At 43.2% G+C, this 15,039-nt stretch carries 19 protein-coding genes; 15 read left to right on the forward strand and 4 right to left on the reverse strand.

What is annotated here, in order from left to right; translation table 11 throughout:
* Nucleotide 1 precedes the first annotated feature (1 nt).
* The gene (locus BY447_RS00330) at nucleotides 2-208 is read left to right on the forward strand and encodes a hypothetical protein (RefSeq protein WP_097097478.1); all 207 of its coding nucleotides are present in this window, start codon (nucleotides 2-4) and stop codon (nucleotides 206-208) included.
* Between the two features lie 12 nt (nucleotides 209-220).
* Nucleotides 221-703, forward strand: coding sequence for a terminase small subunit (locus BY447_RS00335; protein ID WP_097097477.1), 483 nt, complete (start codon nucleotides 221-223; stop codon nucleotides 701-703).
* Here BY447_RS00335 and BY447_RS00340 read toward each other — a convergent pair.
* Nucleotides 700-912 carry a hypothetical protein gene (locus tag BY447_RS00340; protein WP_146210974.1) on the reverse strand — a complete coding sequence of 71 codons (213 nt, stop codon included), beginning with the start codon at nucleotides 910-912 and terminating at the stop codon, nucleotides 700-702. The two genes, BY447_RS00335 and BY447_RS00340, sit on opposite strands and share 4 nt — an antisense overlap.
* A 123-nt stretch (nucleotides 913-1,035) precedes the next feature.
* Between BY447_RS00340 and BY447_RS00345 the strand changes: the two genes are divergently transcribed.
* A complete protein-coding gene (locus BY447_RS00345) occupies nucleotides 1,036-2,697 on the forward strand; it encodes a terminase large subunit (protein WP_097097475.1) in 1,662 nt (553 codons plus the stop codon).
* Between the two features lie 4 nt (nucleotides 2,698-2,701).
* On the opposite strand, the gene BY447_RS00350 is transcribed toward BY447_RS00345, so the two are convergent.
* Nucleotides 2,702-3,880, reverse strand: a complete 1,179-nt coding sequence (locus BY447_RS00350; protein WP_097097474.1) for a styrene monooxygenase/indole monooxygenase family protein — start codon at nucleotides 3,878-3,880, stop codon at nucleotides 2,702-2,704.
* 228 nt (nucleotides 3,881-4,108) lie between these two features.
* On the opposite strand from BY447_RS00350, the gene BY447_RS23615 reads away from it, so the two are divergent.
* Nucleotides 4,109-4,321, forward strand: a complete 213-nt coding sequence (locus tag BY447_RS23615; RefSeq protein WP_097097473.1) for a superinfection immunity protein — start codon at nucleotides 4,109-4,111, stop codon at nucleotides 4,319-4,321.
* A 357-nt stretch (nucleotides 4,322-4,678) separates the two neighbouring features.
* On the opposite strand, the gene BY447_RS00360 is transcribed toward BY447_RS23615, so the two are convergent.
* Complete coding sequence (locus tag BY447_RS00360; protein ID WP_097097472.1) at nucleotides 4,679-4,957, reverse strand: hypothetical protein; 279 nt, start codon at nucleotides 4,955-4,957, stop codon at nucleotides 4,679-4,681.
* 58 nt (nucleotides 4,958-5,015) lie between these two features.
* A complete protein-coding gene (locus BY447_RS00365; RefSeq protein ID WP_097097471.1) occupies nucleotides 5,016-5,396 on the reverse strand; it encodes an acyl-CoA thioesterase in 381 nt (126 codons plus the stop codon).
* 268 nt (nucleotides 5,397-5,664) lie between these two features.
* Between BY447_RS00365 and BY447_RS00370 the strand changes: the two genes are divergently transcribed.
* The 11 genes from BY447_RS00370 to BY447_RS00415 all read left to right on the forward strand — a co-directional run bounded on the left by BY447_RS00370 (nucleotide 5,665) and on the right by BY447_RS00415 (nucleotide 15,023).
* Complete coding sequence (locus BY447_RS00370; protein WP_097097470.1) at nucleotides 5,665-7,635, forward strand: phage major capsid protein; 1,971 nt, start codon at nucleotides 5,665-5,667, stop codon at nucleotides 7,633-7,635.
* 214 nt (nucleotides 7,636-7,849) lie between these two features.
* Complete coding sequence (locus BY447_RS00375) at nucleotides 7,850-11,281, forward strand: phage portal protein (protein WP_097097469.1); 3,432 nt, start codon at nucleotides 7,850-7,852, stop codon at nucleotides 11,279-11,281.
* Nucleotides 11,278-11,607 (forward strand): head-tail connector protein, encoded by a 330-nt coding sequence (locus tag BY447_RS00380; RefSeq protein ID WP_097097468.1) that lies wholly within the window; start codon nucleotides 11,278-11,280, stop codon nucleotides 11,605-11,607. The genes BY447_RS00375 and BY447_RS00380 overlap by 4 nt, the downstream gene beginning before the upstream one ends.
* A gap of 82 nt (nucleotides 11,608-11,689) precedes the next feature.
* Nucleotides 11,690-11,851, forward strand: a complete 162-nt coding sequence (locus BY447_RS23310; protein WP_176519111.1) for a hypothetical protein — start codon at nucleotides 11,690-11,692, stop codon at nucleotides 11,849-11,851.
* Nucleotides 11,852-11,854: 3 nt separating this feature from the next.
* Entirely contained in the window at nucleotides 11,855-12,187 is a 333-nt protein-coding gene (locus BY447_RS00385; RefSeq protein WP_097097467.1) for a phage head closure protein, read from the forward strand.
* Complete coding sequence (locus BY447_RS00390) at nucleotides 12,180-12,665, forward strand: HK97-gp10 family putative phage morphogenesis protein (RefSeq protein WP_097097466.1); 486 nt, start codon at nucleotides 12,180-12,182, stop codon at nucleotides 12,663-12,665. Before BY447_RS00385 ends, BY447_RS00390 begins: the two co-directional genes overlap by 8 nt.
* Nucleotides 12,662-13,039, forward strand: coding sequence for a DUF3168 domain-containing protein (locus BY447_RS00395; RefSeq protein ID WP_320204501.1), 378 nt, complete (start codon nucleotides 12,662-12,664; stop codon nucleotides 13,037-13,039). Before BY447_RS00390 ends, BY447_RS00395 begins: the two co-directional genes overlap by 4 nt.
* A gap of 40 nt (nucleotides 13,040-13,079) precedes the next feature.
* Nucleotides 13,080-13,580 carry a phage tail tube protein gene (locus tag BY447_RS00400; protein ID WP_097097465.1) on the forward strand — a complete coding sequence of 167 codons (501 nt, stop codon included), beginning with the start codon at nucleotides 13,080-13,082 and terminating at the stop codon, nucleotides 13,578-13,580.
* A 70-nt stretch (nucleotides 13,581-13,650) separates the two neighbouring features.
* Complete coding sequence (locus BY447_RS00405; protein WP_097097464.1) at nucleotides 13,651-14,304, forward strand: hypothetical protein; 654 nt, start codon at nucleotides 13,651-13,653, stop codon at nucleotides 14,302-14,304.
* A gap of 48 nt (nucleotides 14,305-14,352) precedes the next feature.
* Nucleotides 14,353-14,733 (forward strand): phage tail assembly chaperone family protein, TAC, encoded by a 381-nt coding sequence (locus BY447_RS00410; RefSeq protein ID WP_097097463.1) that lies wholly within the window; start codon nucleotides 14,353-14,355, stop codon nucleotides 14,731-14,733.
* Complete coding sequence (locus BY447_RS00415) at nucleotides 14,733-15,023, forward strand: phage tail assembly protein T (RefSeq protein ID WP_199226957.1); 291 nt, start codon at nucleotides 14,733-14,735, stop codon at nucleotides 15,021-15,023. Before BY447_RS00410 ends, BY447_RS00415 begins: the two co-directional genes overlap by 1 nt.
* The last annotated feature ends 16 nt before the right edge of the window (nucleotides 15,024-15,039 follow it).

Below are 15,039 nucleotides of genomic sequence, written 5' to 3' on the forward strand. Positions count from 1 at the left end.
CATGACAAAAATTGAGTTTATTGAAAAGAACATCATCACTGAATTAACTCGCCTCGGATATGACCAAACAGCAGTAAATATCGGTGCAAGAGAAGCAGTTTCATATTTTCGTCGCGCATCAACAACAAGTAAGAACGGTAAAATCTTTGAAGATTGCTTGTTCCATGCAAAATTATTCGCAAAAAAGCACGCTTCAAATAAAAAATAAGAGAGAAAAAGCATGTTAACCACAAAAAAAAGGAATTTTGCCGAAATCTGGATGAGTGGTGAGAACAAAACTCAGTCAGCTATTAAGGCTGGTTACAGTGCGGCAAGTGCAAAATATAAAGGCCATGAACTTTCTAAGAATAAAGATGTTCTTGCTTATATTGAACGTCTTAAAAAAACTCAGGTTAACCCTGATACTGTTCAATCTCCTGAAGAGGAAGGTGTAGTTGAACAAGCTCAGGAAAAACAGATGCCAGAGCTAGTGAGAACTGAGAAAATTGAAGACCCCCTCGTCATCATGCGTCGAATCATGAACGATCATTTGTTCACTGATCCTAAACTCTCGCTAGATGCAGCAGCGAAGCTTGCTCCCTATGTTTCAGCGAAAGTAGGTGAGGCGGGTAAAAAAGAAGCAAAAAATAAAGCAGCTAAAAAGGCGGCAAATTCTTTTACCGCAATGACCCCGCCTAAATTGATTGTCAATAATTCAATTTAGTTTTTCAAAACGGTCTCAGTGGCGTCTTTTTCCTGTTTGAATTTACGAAGATATTCAGCCATTTCTTTAAAATCTCCTCCAAGCTCTTCAAGAACACCGATATATTTCATTTGATAGGGGAGACTGAGTGAGGAAAATATAAGCCCAAGCATGAATTTATTTAGCTCAATGTTTTTTGTGATTTCCTCAGTAGTCTCATAATCTTTCACTAATTTAAAATCATCAAGTAACCGATATGATCGCATTGAATAAACCTCAAGTTAAATAAAGATAGTATTTAACTTAAAGACTAAAAGATTCTCATTCTGAGCTTTATTTTACTAAGGTTAAAAATGGTTACATGGAAGACCGATTGTCCAGATTGGGAATCTCGGTTAATCAACAGGCAATCGATCATACCCCCACCAATTTTCCCCGAGATTGCGAACGTCGGGTTGAGTATATTCAAGCGATTAACAGTCTCAGATCTGCCAGGGAAACCCACATTCGGCGAATGTAGTGATCAATTTGTCTTTGATTTTGTTCTGGCGATTTTCGGTGGTTACGACATCGAGACTGGCAATCAGATGATCCGTGAATATGGATTACTGATTAGCAAAAAAAACACAAAATCGACAATAGCAGCCGGAATCATGCTGACAGCGCTTATCCTGTGTTGGCGCGAGGATGAAGAACATCTGATTCTTGCACCCACGAAAGAGGTTGCTGATAACAGTTTCAAACCTGCTGCATCAATGATCAGGGCTGATGAAGAGTTATCCGATATTTTTCATGTTCAGGATCACACCCGAACCATCACGCATCGTGTCAACCGGAATTCGCTAAAGGTCGTCGCGGCTGATACAGATACAGTTTCAGGTAAAAAATCTGGACGAATTCTTGTCGATGAATTATGGATTTTCGGTAAACGCGCCAAAGCTGAATCTATGTTCATGGAAGCGTTAGGCGGTCAGGTTTCGCGAAATGAAGGCTGGGTCATTTTTCTGACCACTCAAAGTGATGAACCTCCAGCGGGGATTTTCAAACAGAAGCTTGATTACTGGCGAGACGTCAGGGATGGGAATATTGAGGATAAAAAAACCCTCGGTATTTTATATGAATTCCCTCAGAAAATGATCGAAAGTAAAGCTTATGAGGATCCCGATAATTTCTACATTACTAACCCGAATATCGGTCGGTCTGTTAGTCGGGAGTGGTTAGAAGGCGAATTCAAAAAATACAAAAATAAAACCGATGGAACGTATCAGCAATTTCTCGCGAAACATCTGAATATTGAAATCGGGTTGAATCTCAGAAACGACAGATGGCCAGGCGCTGATTATTGGGAACAGCAAGCCGATCCGTCAATCACATTCAATTCAATCCTCTCTCGTTCCGAGGTCATCTGTGTTGGTATTGATGGAGGCGGTCTTGATGATTTACTGGGGCTTTCCATTGTTGGACGTGATAAACACACAAGACAATGGTTGTCATGGTCTCATGGTTGGGCAACACGCAAGGCAATAGAACGCCGTAAGAGTGAGGAAAGCCGTCTTAACGATTTTGTCGTGAATGGTGATTTCACCATTATCGAAGAGGTCGGTGACGATTTCATAGAAATCAGTCAGCTCGTTCTTGAGATTTTTACAGCAGGTCTTCTTGATAAGGTCGGTATGGACCCGGCCGGAGTTGGAATGCTGCTTGATGCGATGGTTGAAGCCGGAATTCCTCAGGATTCAATCATCGGTATCAGTCAGGGTTGGCGGTTAGGTGGCGCAATCAAAACTACTGAACGTAAGCTTGCTGAGGGAGCGTTGATCCATGCGAATCAGCCGTTAATGAATTGGTGTGTGGGTAATGCAAAAATTGTCACCTCAAGCAATGCAACGCTGATAACCAAACAGGCGAGTGGTGTTGGAAAAATCGATCCGCTCATGGCGCTATTTGATGCCGTTTCACTGATGGCGCTCAATCCCGGACCGACGAAGAAAGATTACTCTGTCTTTTATTTATGAATTCTTATTCAAACCACCACGGATAAAAGTCTGAGGGGTTGTCGAAACCGTTAACAATCCTGCTTGCAAGTTCAGGATTGTTTTCTGCTTCTTTAAAGATTTTTTCCCGATTAGGAGTTACAGGTGACAAGACTGAATTAGTCCAGTTGACGACATGTGAGGCATAATTCCAGAATAAACTAAACGTTTTTTCCATCCAATCAGGATTGAAATCGCCTTCATGTTTTAGTATTTCATGCAAATAAATATCAGCACATTTAGCAGCAGAATTAGCACCTTGCCCAGTTATTGAATCATTTAATACCACTGTATCGCCCATCCCTAAAACTGAGTTTCCTGAGGGTAAAGTTAGAATCGGATGACGTACAATCGGTGTAATCTGACCTGAAAAATATCCATTCGCATCAGTTAATGTTGCCTCTCGAAAGTAATGATATTCATCAGGAAACCAACGTTTTAAGGCTGTTAAACTAGTTTTAAGATGTTTTTCAGGTGTAACATTATTTTCAAAGCAATCCAATGGTCCGCCAGGAATAGCTTCAAATGTCATAATTTCACAATTACCTGTCAGTGTAAGTGCTGGGAAGGTAATGAATTCGCCAACATCAGGAATCAAAGTAAATCGAATTGAATTTGATTCGATTTCAGGGTTGTTAACATAAGTTAAGGCAAGTTTACGTTGAGGTTTTGAGAAGCAAGATTCTTTATTATTTATTTGGAAGGCTGAAGATAAATTGCCTCGTCCAGTCGCAACGATGACAAGATCATGCTCGTGAGTCAGAGAATCAAGATCGAAAAGATTAATTGGTTTTTTGATAAAACTCCCGCCCATTTTAATGAACATTTTCATTAGGGAAGCAATTTTTAGTCGCTGATCTACTGAACATGCAGGCTGTTTGAGTTCTGCATCGAAAGAAATGGCGTTATATGGATTATCGTGTTGAATGATGTGGAATTCACTAGAGATTAACGGCGGAGCTTTCCCTTCCCATTGATTAAGACCTAACTCACGTTCGATAGTGAGAGCAGTATTGAACATGCATTGACTAGACATGACTTTACCGCAAAGTAAATCTTTACTGTCTTTATCACTGAAAAGTGTAATTTCAAACCCATGATGCAATAATCCTATAGAGAGCTGTAGCCCCGATTGACCAGCCCCAATGATAGCTATCTTTCTCATTCAATATCCTCCAGGTAATCATTTCGAAACGATGAGGAACGATAGTGGCCTGATTTTTTGGCATATAACAGCCTCCCTGAGGCTAATTAGCTTCAATGGATCCGTTTTTTTAGATTCAGAATGACAAGATCATAAATTTCGATGAAACAAAATTCTCACAAGGTATATACATTGTATATTATCTTGATGGTAAGTTAAATCGCCAGGTTTTTTGTTTAAGGAATTTTAATGGCAATTTTATTTCTGATCGTATTGTATTTTTTACCAACATTCATAGGGATTATTCGTTATCGGTTAAACATTTGGGCGATTATCCTGACGAACCTTGTGTTTGGCTGGACCTTAATCGGCTGGATAGTCGCATTGATTATGGCTATCAAGTCAGATGAAAATGACAGGTTAAACCACGTTATCAAATTGTTGGAAAAAAGGAAGGATTGAGTTAAAGGGCCGCAATAGCGGCCTTTTTTCATATAAAATCGCATAGATTATGATTTTTTTATCGTTCCTATTTGTGAAAATTAATTTTTTGAAACATGTAGGGCATAAAAATGAAAAAATCTGATTTAATCATTGATCTAATTTCCATGCGAAAGAGTGGCGAGTTTTATTCTGACGAACTTTTGAATAATATCGGCGTAAAACATGGGCGGAGTATTTACATGCCCATGATAAATTGTTCTATCTATCTTGATTGTGAATATACATTAAGTGACTTACCATCCTTTATTAAACCCTATCGTTATGATTCTCACGGGTTTTGGAAGTAAATAATAAGGAGCCTTGCGGCTCCTTTATTTATTCCTTCATCGGATTAAGATCATTTTTCTCGCAATAACATAAATAGTTTCTGAGCGCTTCATTACCTGCGCTGTGAATATCCTGTTCATAATAGGCATAAAAGGAAGTCATTGCGCGCATTTCGACAAAATCTCCAACATAAAACCCGAGATGTTCATCATAAACAACTTTTGCTTTATGACTTCCGATAATGTAATAACGAATGCCGTCAACTTCTTTATACTTACTGCCATTTAGAATAAAAGTCTTAATCTTTTCAACTAATTTTTTAATCATTATCTTTCTCTAAAGTTCTTTGAAAAGAGTGGGAGGGCGATCAGATCGCCCAAAATTTTTAAATCAAATTCTTGATGACTTGGGGAATACTTGGGCGACCTTTGATCATGCAAGTACAAACAAAATTTCCCTCAGCCGCAATGACCCCATCGACGAACATTTTCTGAACCACATTGACACGAGTCGGTTTTTCATGTTTTTCAACATGACAAGTGATGACGACCGTTTCATTTCGATGAACACTTTTCTTGAATTTCATCCTGTATTCTAAAACGACATACATATGACCTAGTTCAAAAAGTTGATCAAGATTGATTCCGAACTCTTCGCTGAAGTAGGCATGACGCGCCCATTCAAAATAAAAGGGATAAAACAGGCCATCCATTACCCCTTGAAAGTCAATGTGCTGAGGATCGACAGCATATGATTTAGAAAACATCATTACTCCTTAGGTTTTTAAGAGACAAAGGGTCGCGAATGTAACGAGAAGAACGACAATCGCGAGTAAAATTTGTTTAAATTCATTCCACCTCTGAAACGAATCCTCTGAATAGCTTACCTTCTGTTTTTTTTGTGTTTTATCCAATTTCTTACTCGTTAGTTAATGGTGTTCTTAATAAATAAGCTCGCACCTTAACAAATCCATTTCTCAAAAAATGAACAAAGTAAGCCCGTCTTCGGGCTTTTTTTGTGTCTGGAGTCTGGCGATGGAACATCAACGCGCCGTCAGTTTGTTGCAACTTAAAGCAGTCAATGAGAACACCAGGCAAATAACAGGCGTGGCAACAACGCCTACCCCGGATCGTTATGGTGATGTCGTCATGCCTGACGGCGCTCAGTTCAAATTACCGATCCCTTTGCTCTGGCAACACGACCATCTATCCCCGATTGGGGAGGTGACATCCGCTCGTGTCACGGACGATGGAATTGAAATAAAAGCCCAGCTCGCTCGCGCTGATGCTCCCAGTCAGCTCGCGGCGCGTCTGGATGAAGCCTGGCAATCCATCCGGCTCGGATTGGTGAAAGGGCTTTCTATCGGTTTCAGACCTATCGAATACGCCTTTATTGATGATGGCGGTATCCGATTTTCATCATGGGAGTGGTACGAACTTTCAGTTGTGACCGTACCGGCAAACGCTGAGGGAACGATCTCAACCGTTAAAAGTATCGACCAGGAGTTACGCGCCGCGTCTGGCAACCCAGTTTCTCCTCCCAACAACAATCCCCGAGTTGTTCACCTCAAGAAAAAAGCTGGCGTTTCAGCACCTGTAACTAAGTCAATCAGAAAGAATGAAGGAAATAAGATGAATATTGGCGAACAAATTAAATCTTTCGAAATGAAACGTGCATCACTGGACGCTGAACGCGCTGAGGTAATGGAAAAGGCTTTTAAAGATGGCCGTACTCTGGATGAAGAGGAAACTGAAAAGTACGACGAAATCACTTCTGAGGTGAAAAGTGTCGATGCTCACCTTTCACGCCTTCGCGAGCTGGAATCTCAGAAAGCCTCAACAGCAAAACCCGTTCAACCGGCCGCAGGAGGCGACACGGTGACAACGGTGAAATCGGTCCAGGCACCTTCAATCATTCATGTTGAAAAAAAACTTGAACCGGGTATTGGTTTTGCCCGAATGACCAAACTTCTCGCCGCCGCGAAAGGCATGAAATCAGAAGCAGCATTCCTGGCAAAACATCAATATCCCGACGACATCAAGCTTCAGAGTGTTATGAAGGATCTGATCAGTGCAGGGTCAACGACTGATCCGAACTGGGCCGGAAATCTGGTAACAGTTCAGGATTACACGGCTGATTTCATCGAGTTCCTTCGTCCTCAAACAATCATCGGTCGTTTCGGTGCGAATGGTATTCCCGGCTTTACCCGTATTCCGTTCAACGTTCGTATCAAAGGCCAGACTTCAGGCGGCGCGGCGAACTGGGTAGGTGAGGGTAAAGCTAAGCCACTGACCAGCTTCGACTTCAGTCAAGTCACGCTGGGATTCACCAAAGTCGCAGCCATTGCGGTTCTGACTGACGAAGTCATTCGTCTTTCAACTCCATCAGCCGATTCCCTTGTTCGTCAGTCTCTGGCCGATGCCGTGGTTGAACGTCTGGACACCGACTTCATTGATCCGACGAAAACCGCTGTTGATGGTGTTTCTCCGGCCTCAGTGACTAATGGCGCGGCGTCATCTGCATCAACCGGTGTTCCTGATCAGGATGCGAACATTGCGCTGTCAGTGTTCATTGAAGCGAACCTGGCACCGACTGGCGCTGTCTGGCTGATGTCCAGCACAACCGCACTGACGCTTTCACAGCGTAAAAACGCACTCGGTCAGCGTGAATATCCTGACATGACCATGTTCGGCGGTACGTTCAACGGTCTTCCTGTTCTGGTGAGTCAATATATCGACGACTCTCTGATCCTGGTGGATGCGCCAAACATCTATCTGGCTGATGATGGTGGTGTTGCTATCGACATTTCAACTGAAGCGTCTCTGGAAATGCAAAGCACACCAACTCACGATTCCCTCACCCCGGCACCGATTGAACTGGTAAGCATGTTCCAGACAAACAGCGTTGCTGTTCGTGCTGAACGCTGGATCAACTGGCAACGTCGCCGCGATGCGGCTGTTTCAATCATCACTGGCGTTGACTACAGCGTAACAGCGGGCAGCTAAGGAGATAGACGGGGTTCGCCCCGTCTTTTTTATCATGGTCCCAGTAAGATATTTAAAAAATACGCATGATAGTTATGCAGGACAAAAGAAATTTATACGTAGCGATCATGCAATGGTCCTTGAATTAGCTGGCCTTGTCGAAATTCTGCTTAATGTAGAAAAGAAAACCCGAGGCAGACCAAAGAAAGTTATGTGATCTGAAGGGGTTCCATCGATGTTTAATTTTCTTCGCAGAAAAGCAAAGGAAGAAAAGAAAGCCCTACATTCAATTAATTCGGGTGCATGGAGTCGGATTCTTGAACCCTATGCTGGAGCCTGGCAACAAAATATTGAAATTCACCTTGATAGTGTTTTGGCTTACCCGGCTATTTTTAGTTGTATTTCATTAATTTCAGCTGATATAGCAAAAATGCCAATGACGGTAAAACGCCGTCAATCTAACGGCATTTGGGTTAGGGGGAATAATCCTCAATTATCTCCTTTGCTTCTTAAACCGAATTTCTATCAAACATCGATGCAGTTCTTTGAACTCTGGATGATTTCAAAACTTGCGCATGGCAACGCTTATATTTTGAAACTGCGTGATGCCGGTGATCGTGTTCAGCAGCTCAGGGTTCTGGATCCTCGTCGTGTCATCCCATATATCTCTGATGACGGAGAAATTTTCTATTCGATTTTGACTGATGAACTCAACGGTCTTCCTGGGAGCTTATATGTCCCAGCCCGAGAGCTTATCCATGATCGATTCAACACCTTTTTTCATCCTCTTTGCGGCCTTTCACCTGTTTATGCCTCCGGTCTTGCGGCGATTGGTGGAGAGGCAATGCTGAGAAATTCAGCCCATACTTTCAAAAATGGTGGCAAGCCTGGAGGGATCATTACCGTTCCCGGCTCTGTTGACCAGGACAAAGCCAAAGAAATCAAAGATAACTGGAACTCAGGTTATACAGGTGAGAATGCCGGGAAAACTGCGTTACTCGCTGATGGAGCAACGTTCAATGTTATCTCTCAGACTGCGACTGATTCGCAGCTGGTGGAACAACTCAATCTCTCAAACCAGCTCGTGGCCTCAACCTTCCGAGTTCCACTTTATAAAATCGATACAGGTCAGACCCCCTCATATAACAACATCGAAGCACTTGAACAGGCGTATTACTCGCAGTGTCTACAGGTCCACATGACAGCGATTGAAGGGTTGATTGCTGACACGTTCGACCTTGATGAACAAACCTGTGTTGAGTTCGATCATTCGCGTCTCCTCAGGATGGACACAGCAGCACGATATAAATCCTATGGTGACGGAATCGGCTCAGGTTTTCTTGCACCGAATGAGGCGCGTATTAAGGAGAATATGCAACCTGTTGAAGGGGGTGACACACCTTATCTTCAACAACAAAACTATTCTCTCGCAGCACTCGCAAAACGTGATGCTCAGGATAACCCATTTTCTACCGGCGAGACCTCAACTGACACCACTACACAGACTGATGACGATCCGAATCCAACACCAGGGAATGATCCTAATCAGCCTCCCTCTTCAGATGATGCCCGAGCCTTTACCGAACTGATAACAACGCAACCAAATTTATTCACGGAAGCTCCTATGATTACAGAACGAGAACGAGGGTTTGCGGAAATCATCCGGCAATCGATAGATAATCGTTTGAAAGAGGCAACCGAGGAATTAAAAGGGGAATTCGATAATCTACTATCAGAAAAAGAAAATATTATTGACATTCAGGAAGAAGTGATTAATAAGCAAATGGAAGAGGGTAAAAAATTTTCTGATTCACTCGATAAAATTGAGAAATTACTTGTCCCATTGTTAGAACGCGTCACTGAACTTGAAAAAAGCGAAATTGACGAATCAGCAATTGCCGCTAATGTCTACGCTCAAATTGAACAACCTGAAATTCCTGATGTTAATTTGATGGTTAAAGAGGCAGTGAGTAAAATTGTCTTACCTCAACCTGAACCATTACCTGATATTAAAAGCATAGTTTTTGAACAGGTGAGCGAATCTGTTAAAGTTTTACCCACTGCTGATGATTTGTCTGAAATGGTCAGGAAAGCCGTAGGTGACATTGATTTACCTGAACCTGAACCTGTCATTCCTCCAGACATCAATGAAATCATTGATGAGGTCGTGGCCAGGCTGATTCTTCCCACACCTGAACCGCTTCCTGATATTGATGGCATGGTGAAAAAAGCGTTTTCAGAAATCTCAATCCCCGAACCTGAACCACTTCCCGACATTAAACAAATGATCGCTGATGCCGTCAGTCAGATTGTGATCCCTGAACCTGAGCCATTGCCTGATATAACGGAATTAGTGAAAAAAGCTGTTTCTGAAATCACTTTACCTGAACCGGAACCCTTACCGGATATTAAGAAAATGATTTTTGAGGCTGTGAATGGAATCGATATTCCTCAGCCTGAGCCATTACCTGATATTGAAGCAATGGTGAAGGATATGGTCAGTAAGATTGAGATCCCGAAACCTCAGCCTATGCCTGATTTCAGGGAAATCATTAAATCGGCAATTGCTAACATCAAATTTCCCAAACCCGAGCCGTTGCCTGACATTGGCCAGTTAATTCGCGAGGCGATTGGGCGCATAGAGATTCCGATCCCTGACGTGAAGCAGCTGGTGGAGGAGGCGATTAAAAATCTTGAGCTTCCTGAGCCTCAACCATTGCCTGACATCCAGGCACTAGTTCGTTCTGAAGTTGCTCAGATTGAGTTACCTAAACCTGAACCAGTTGCAATTCCTGATTTTCACAAAATGATTCAGGATGCGGTCTCTGAAATTCAGTTGCCTGAGCCAAAAGATCCAGAACCTCTTCCTGATATTCAGCAAATGGTGAAAGAGGCGGTTGAGTCGATTGAGATCCCACAACCGAAAGAACCTGAACCGTTGCCGGACATCGCCATGTTACTTGAAAGGGCGGTTTCGGAATATCCGATGCCTGAACCTGAGCCTTTGCCCGATATCGGTGAAATGGTTCGAAAGGCGATTGATGCAATTAAGATCCCGCAGCCGAAAGAACCCGAACCTTTGCCGGACATCAAAGCGTTAATCTCAGAGGCAGTTTCACAAATTCGCTTGCCAGAACCTGAAAAGATACCTCTTCCAGATTTTGACGAATTGGTTTCTCAGGCGGTAGAAAAGGCGATGACAGGGATTCATATTCCTGAACCCTCAAATGGCCAGGACGGGAAAGACGGACTTCAAATTGAGGTCATCCCTCAAATTGATGTGAATAAAAGCTATCCTCGCGGAACCTATGCCATACATAACGGAGGCTTGTGGCGAGCATATCAGAACACAGCGGGATTAAGCGGTTTTGAATGTGTTTTGAATGGTCTCAAAGACATTGACGTAACGGTTTCTGATGATCGTCATTTCAAAGTTACCCTATCGAAATCGAACGGTGAAACTGAAGAACGCGGTTTTGATATTCCGGTGATGATTTATCGGGATGTTTATCATTCTGGCACCAAATATTATCCTGGCGACTGTGTAACGTTCGGTGGTTCCATCTGGCATTGTTTTGAAGAAACCAGCGACCGGCCAAACGACATCGGTTCTTCTGGCTGGCGTCTTGCAGTGAAAAGAGGCCGTGACGGGAGATCTCGTGAATGATTGCTTTCGTGACACTCGATGAGGCTAAGGCTCATCTTCGCATTGATACAACGGCGGGTGATGATGAACTTCAGCAAAAAATCTATTCAGCCAGTGCCAGCATTCTTGATTACATCCAGAGTTCTCGCGATGTCCTGGTTGATGATGATGGAGAGGTGATAGAGGGAACTAATGAACTTGACCGGGTTAAAATGGCAACATTATTACTCGTGGGAATTTTAGATCGGGTCCGAAATGGGGAAGAGGAAACGACATATCATCAGGGTTATCTTCCCTTTACTGTCACCAGCCTGATTTATTCACTTCGAAAACCCACCATCATATGAGGAACGGTAATGGCCTGTTCAGGTTGTGCTGCGCGTCGAGCGTGGATCAAGAAAATGGCCCGTTTAGCCTATGAGAGAGCATTTGGAAGAAAAACTGATCGAGGCGATAAAAGCGCAGACAGAAGCAATCACACGACTCGCTGAATCGAACGAAAGTCTTGTTGCGGTTATTTATGATTCGTTAATCGCTGAAGAAGTTGAACATGCCACTCAGACTTATCTGAACGGCAAGCCGCGAGGATGAGTGATGCGGGCCGGAATTTTGAAACACAAGATTGATCTCCAGTCGCATGAGGATGTTCAGGATCCGGTGACAGGTGAAATCACTGAAATTTGGGAAACTCAGGCTTCAGTCTGGGCAGAGGTAGCTCCACTTTCAGGACGAGAATTCATCGCTGCCAATGCGATTCAATCTGAGATTCGGGTTCGCATTACTATTCGTTATCGTGATGATGTTAACAGCGATTGGCGAATTCTGTTCCGTGGTCAGATTTATAACATTGCAGCAATTTTGCCCGATCTTTGGTCTGGTCTCGATTATTTGACACTTCCATGCACAGAAGGTGTTAATAATGGCTGATGGTCTGGATTTTTCAATAATCGGCGTGGATTCTCTGTTAGGTAAGCTTTTTGAGGTGAGCGATGATGTTCGTCGTCGAGGCGGTCGCGCCGCGTTGCGTAAAGCTGGGATGATCATTGTTAATCGTGCTAAGCAGAACGCCGCCAGATTTGATGACCCTCATACAGGTCGATCTATCGAAGATAACATTGCTCTCAGATGGAACGGACGTGAGTTCCGGCAAAATGGGAACATCGCTTTCAGGATCGGCGTTTTACACGGAGCAGTGCTTCAGAATCATCCTGATTTGAGTGAGAACGCGCCTACTCCTCATTGGCGTCTGCTTGAGTTTGGGACAGAGAAAATGCAGGCAAGGCCGATTATGCGTCCTGCTATGGAGGCGAGTCTCAATGATGTTCTACATACGTTTTCGACAGAATATGAGAAATCCTTAGACAGAGCAATCAAACGCGCTCAAAAGAGGAGTAACCCGTCATGATGGGTGCGCCCATATTTGAGGTTGTATTCAACGATCCGAAAGTTTTGAGTTTATTGGGACCAAAGATTTTGAGATTTTATGATTTTGCCAATAAACCTGAAAAACCAACCTATCCCTACGCAACGTTTCAAAATTATGCCGGGTCTCCACAAATGTTTTTAGGAACATTGCCTGATGTCGATACATTCTCACTCCAAATCGATATTTTCTCACTCTCCTCAAGTGAATCACGCAATATTGCCTTAGCGATCCGGGATGCAATAGAACCTCACAGTTATATTACGCGCTGGGGAGACCAGGTCTTAGATGATGAAACCAAAAGTTTTCGCTATTCATTCGATGTTGACTGGATGGTTCTCCGTCAATCCTCTTAAACCAACCGCCTGAGGCGGTTTTTTTTCGTCTGGAGAAATTATGTCGGTGTTAACGCAAGGTACACAGTTATATGTTTACAACAATGTCAGCGTGGGCGAAATCGAATGTATTACGGCGTTTAACCCAGGATCCTCTCCGGCTGATCAGATTGAGGACACTTGTCTGAGTGAGAAAAGCACGCGAACTTATAAAAAAGGTCTTCGAACGCCTGCCCAGGCTTCATTAACGTTAAACGCTGATCCTAACAACGCTTCTCACCTGATGCTGAGTAATCTGGCAGAAACAGCAGATCAATCCGATTTGGTGTTTGCTATCGGCTGGAGTGATGGTGACACTGAACCCACTGTTGATGATTCGAATTCCGATGATGCTGTTGACGGTTTAATTTTACCAACAGATCGTACATGGTACGTTTTTAAGGGGTATGTCTCGGATTTCCCTTTTGATTTCCAGGCGAACACGGTTGTTCAGTCAACGGGAACCATTCAGCGATCAGGAGCAGGAATTTGGGTTCCTAAAGTTGCTGATTCAGGGTCATGAGCACAGATTGATAACTTTCCCATGTATCTACAAAGTATCATTCCCTTCATTGAAGTGAAGGAATGTGAACGTGAAAAATTTAAAAATTGGTGGTTGTGCGGTTGTTGTGGCGTTGGTGGTGGGTTATCAGTGGTATGTTCAAGCGAATCCTATTCCTCAGGATGAACCTGTTATGTCTCAGAGAGAAGAGGTTATTGACAAGCTCTCTCATCTTTCGACAACGCTTCCTGTCAAACAGGTAAGAAAAATCGAAACCAATGAGAAGAACTGGCATTACCATTTTGAACATGATGATCTTCGCCAGACCACTACTGAATTCGGCAATAACAGTTCTTTGAACAAGCATGTATTCAGCTTTCCTTATAACAAAGGCGCCTGGTTGAACATAGCAACCACCAGCAAGCCGATTAAAGATGTGAAAGCCTATAAACCTCGCTCTTCAATCAACAGGGTATTCTTAACAACAACTGACGGTCAGTTTCTGTGTGAATATGACGGTTGTTATGCTTCTGTCAGTTTTGATGGTGGAAAGGTTGAACGTTTTCGTGTTTCTACACTTGTCGGTTCTGCAAATAACATCATGGAGGTCATTGACGGTCAGCGGTTTATGAGAGAGGTCAAACGCCATAAATCAGCGATAATTGAAGTCGATTATTTTCAGAATGGTTCTCAACAGTTCAGATTCAATCTGAATGATGGTGTGAAAATCATGTATTCATCATGATAAAAGATAAAAACTAACCCGCTTCGGCGGGTTTTTTATAGGTAAAAAATGAAGCTGACCATAGAAAACCTGAAAACCTTAGGCGCGTTTACCGGAAGACCTGTTGAACGCGAAATTGAGTGGCAGCAGGGGGAGAACACGTTTAAGGCAACGGTGTTTATTCGTCCTATGGGTTATCAAACTGCTACATCTGACATCATGGCGATTGGTGGGAAAATTGATGGTATTGCCGGACGAATCGCCGCATCTATCTGCGATGAAGAAGGTAAGCCGGTTTTTACTGTTCAGGACATAACCGGAGAAGCTGATCCTGATCGTGGTCCTCTCGATGGTGCATTGACGATTTCGCTCTTGCTTGCGATTCAGGAAGTGAATGATTTGGGGAAGGCTACAAGCTCACCGAAGAAGACGAATTCTGGTGTGAGCTAGTGTTGAACGGTATTGGCGGCAAAACCATTGCTGAGGCAAAAGAACGGCTGTCAATTATTGAATATAAAAAATGGACGCTTTACCGAAACAAATACGGCTCTCTAAATCCAGGGTTGCGAACTGAATGGGCGAGTGGAGTCATTTCCAGTGTGATCGCAAACACCAATCGTGATCCGAAACATCCCGCCTTCACGCCTACTGATTTCACCCAACATTTTGATGAGCCGGAACCGGAACAAGAATCTGATCAGCCGATTTCTCTCAAAGAGGCCATGAATACATGGCACTAATTCACATCCTCATTCT

The organism is Pantoea sp. JKS000250, from assembly GCF_003201065.1.
Classification (GTDB): Bacteria; Pseudomonadota; Gammaproteobacteria; order Enterobacterales; family Enterobacteriaceae; genus Pantoea; species Pantoea vagans.

Coding starts and splice junctions, on each gene's coding strand:
- BY447_RS00330 (WP_097097478.1), top strand. CDS start 2: ATGACAAAAATTGAGTTTATTGAAAAGAACATCATCACTGAATTAACT.
- BY447_RS00335 (WP_097097477.1), top strand. CDS start 221: ATGTTAACCACAAAAAAAAGGAATTTTGCCGAAATCTGGATGAGTGGT.
- BY447_RS00345 (WP_097097475.1), top strand. CDS start 1,036: ATGGTTACATGGAAGACCGATTGTCCAGATTGGGAATCTCGGTTAATC.
- BY447_RS00350 (WP_097097474.1), bottom strand. CDS start 3,880: ATGAGAAAGATAGCTATCATTGGGGCTGGTCAATCGGGGCTACAGCTC.
- BY447_RS23615 (WP_097097473.1), top strand. CDS start 4,109: ATGGCAATTTTATTTCTGATCGTATTGTATTTTTTACCAACATTCATA.
- BY447_RS00360 (WP_097097472.1), bottom strand. CDS start 4,957: ATGATTAAAAAATTAGTTGAAAAGATTAAGACTTTTATTCTAAATGGC.
- BY447_RS00365 (WP_097097471.1), bottom strand. CDS start 5,396: ATGTTTTCTAAATCATATGCTGTCGATCCTCAGCACATTGACTTTCAA.
- BY447_RS00370 (WP_097097470.1), top strand. CDS start 5,665: ATGGAACATCAACGCGCCGTCAGTTTGTTGCAACTTAAAGCAGTCAAT.
- BY447_RS00375 (WP_097097469.1), top strand. CDS start 7,850: ATGTTTAATTTTCTTCGCAGAAAAGCAAAGGAAGAAAAGAAAGCCCTA.
- BY447_RS00380 (WP_097097468.1), top strand. CDS start 11,278: ATGATTGCTTTCGTGACACTCGATGAGGCTAAGGCTCATCTTCGCATT.
- BY447_RS00385 (WP_097097467.1), top strand. CDS start 11,855: ATGCGGGCCGGAATTTTGAAACACAAGATTGATCTCCAGTCGCATGAG.
- BY447_RS00390 (WP_097097466.1), top strand. CDS start 12,180: ATGGCTGATGGTCTGGATTTTTCAATAATCGGCGTGGATTCTCTGTTA.
- BY447_RS00395 (WP_320204501.1), top strand. CDS start 12,662: ATGATGGGTGCGCCCATATTTGAGGTTGTATTCAACGATCCGAAAGTT.
- BY447_RS00400 (WP_097097465.1), top strand. CDS start 13,080: ATGTCGGTGTTAACGCAAGGTACACAGTTATATGTTTACAACAATGTC.
- BY447_RS00410 (WP_097097463.1), top strand. CDS start 14,353: ATGAAGCTGACCATAGAAAACCTGAAAACCTTAGGCGCGTTTACCGGA.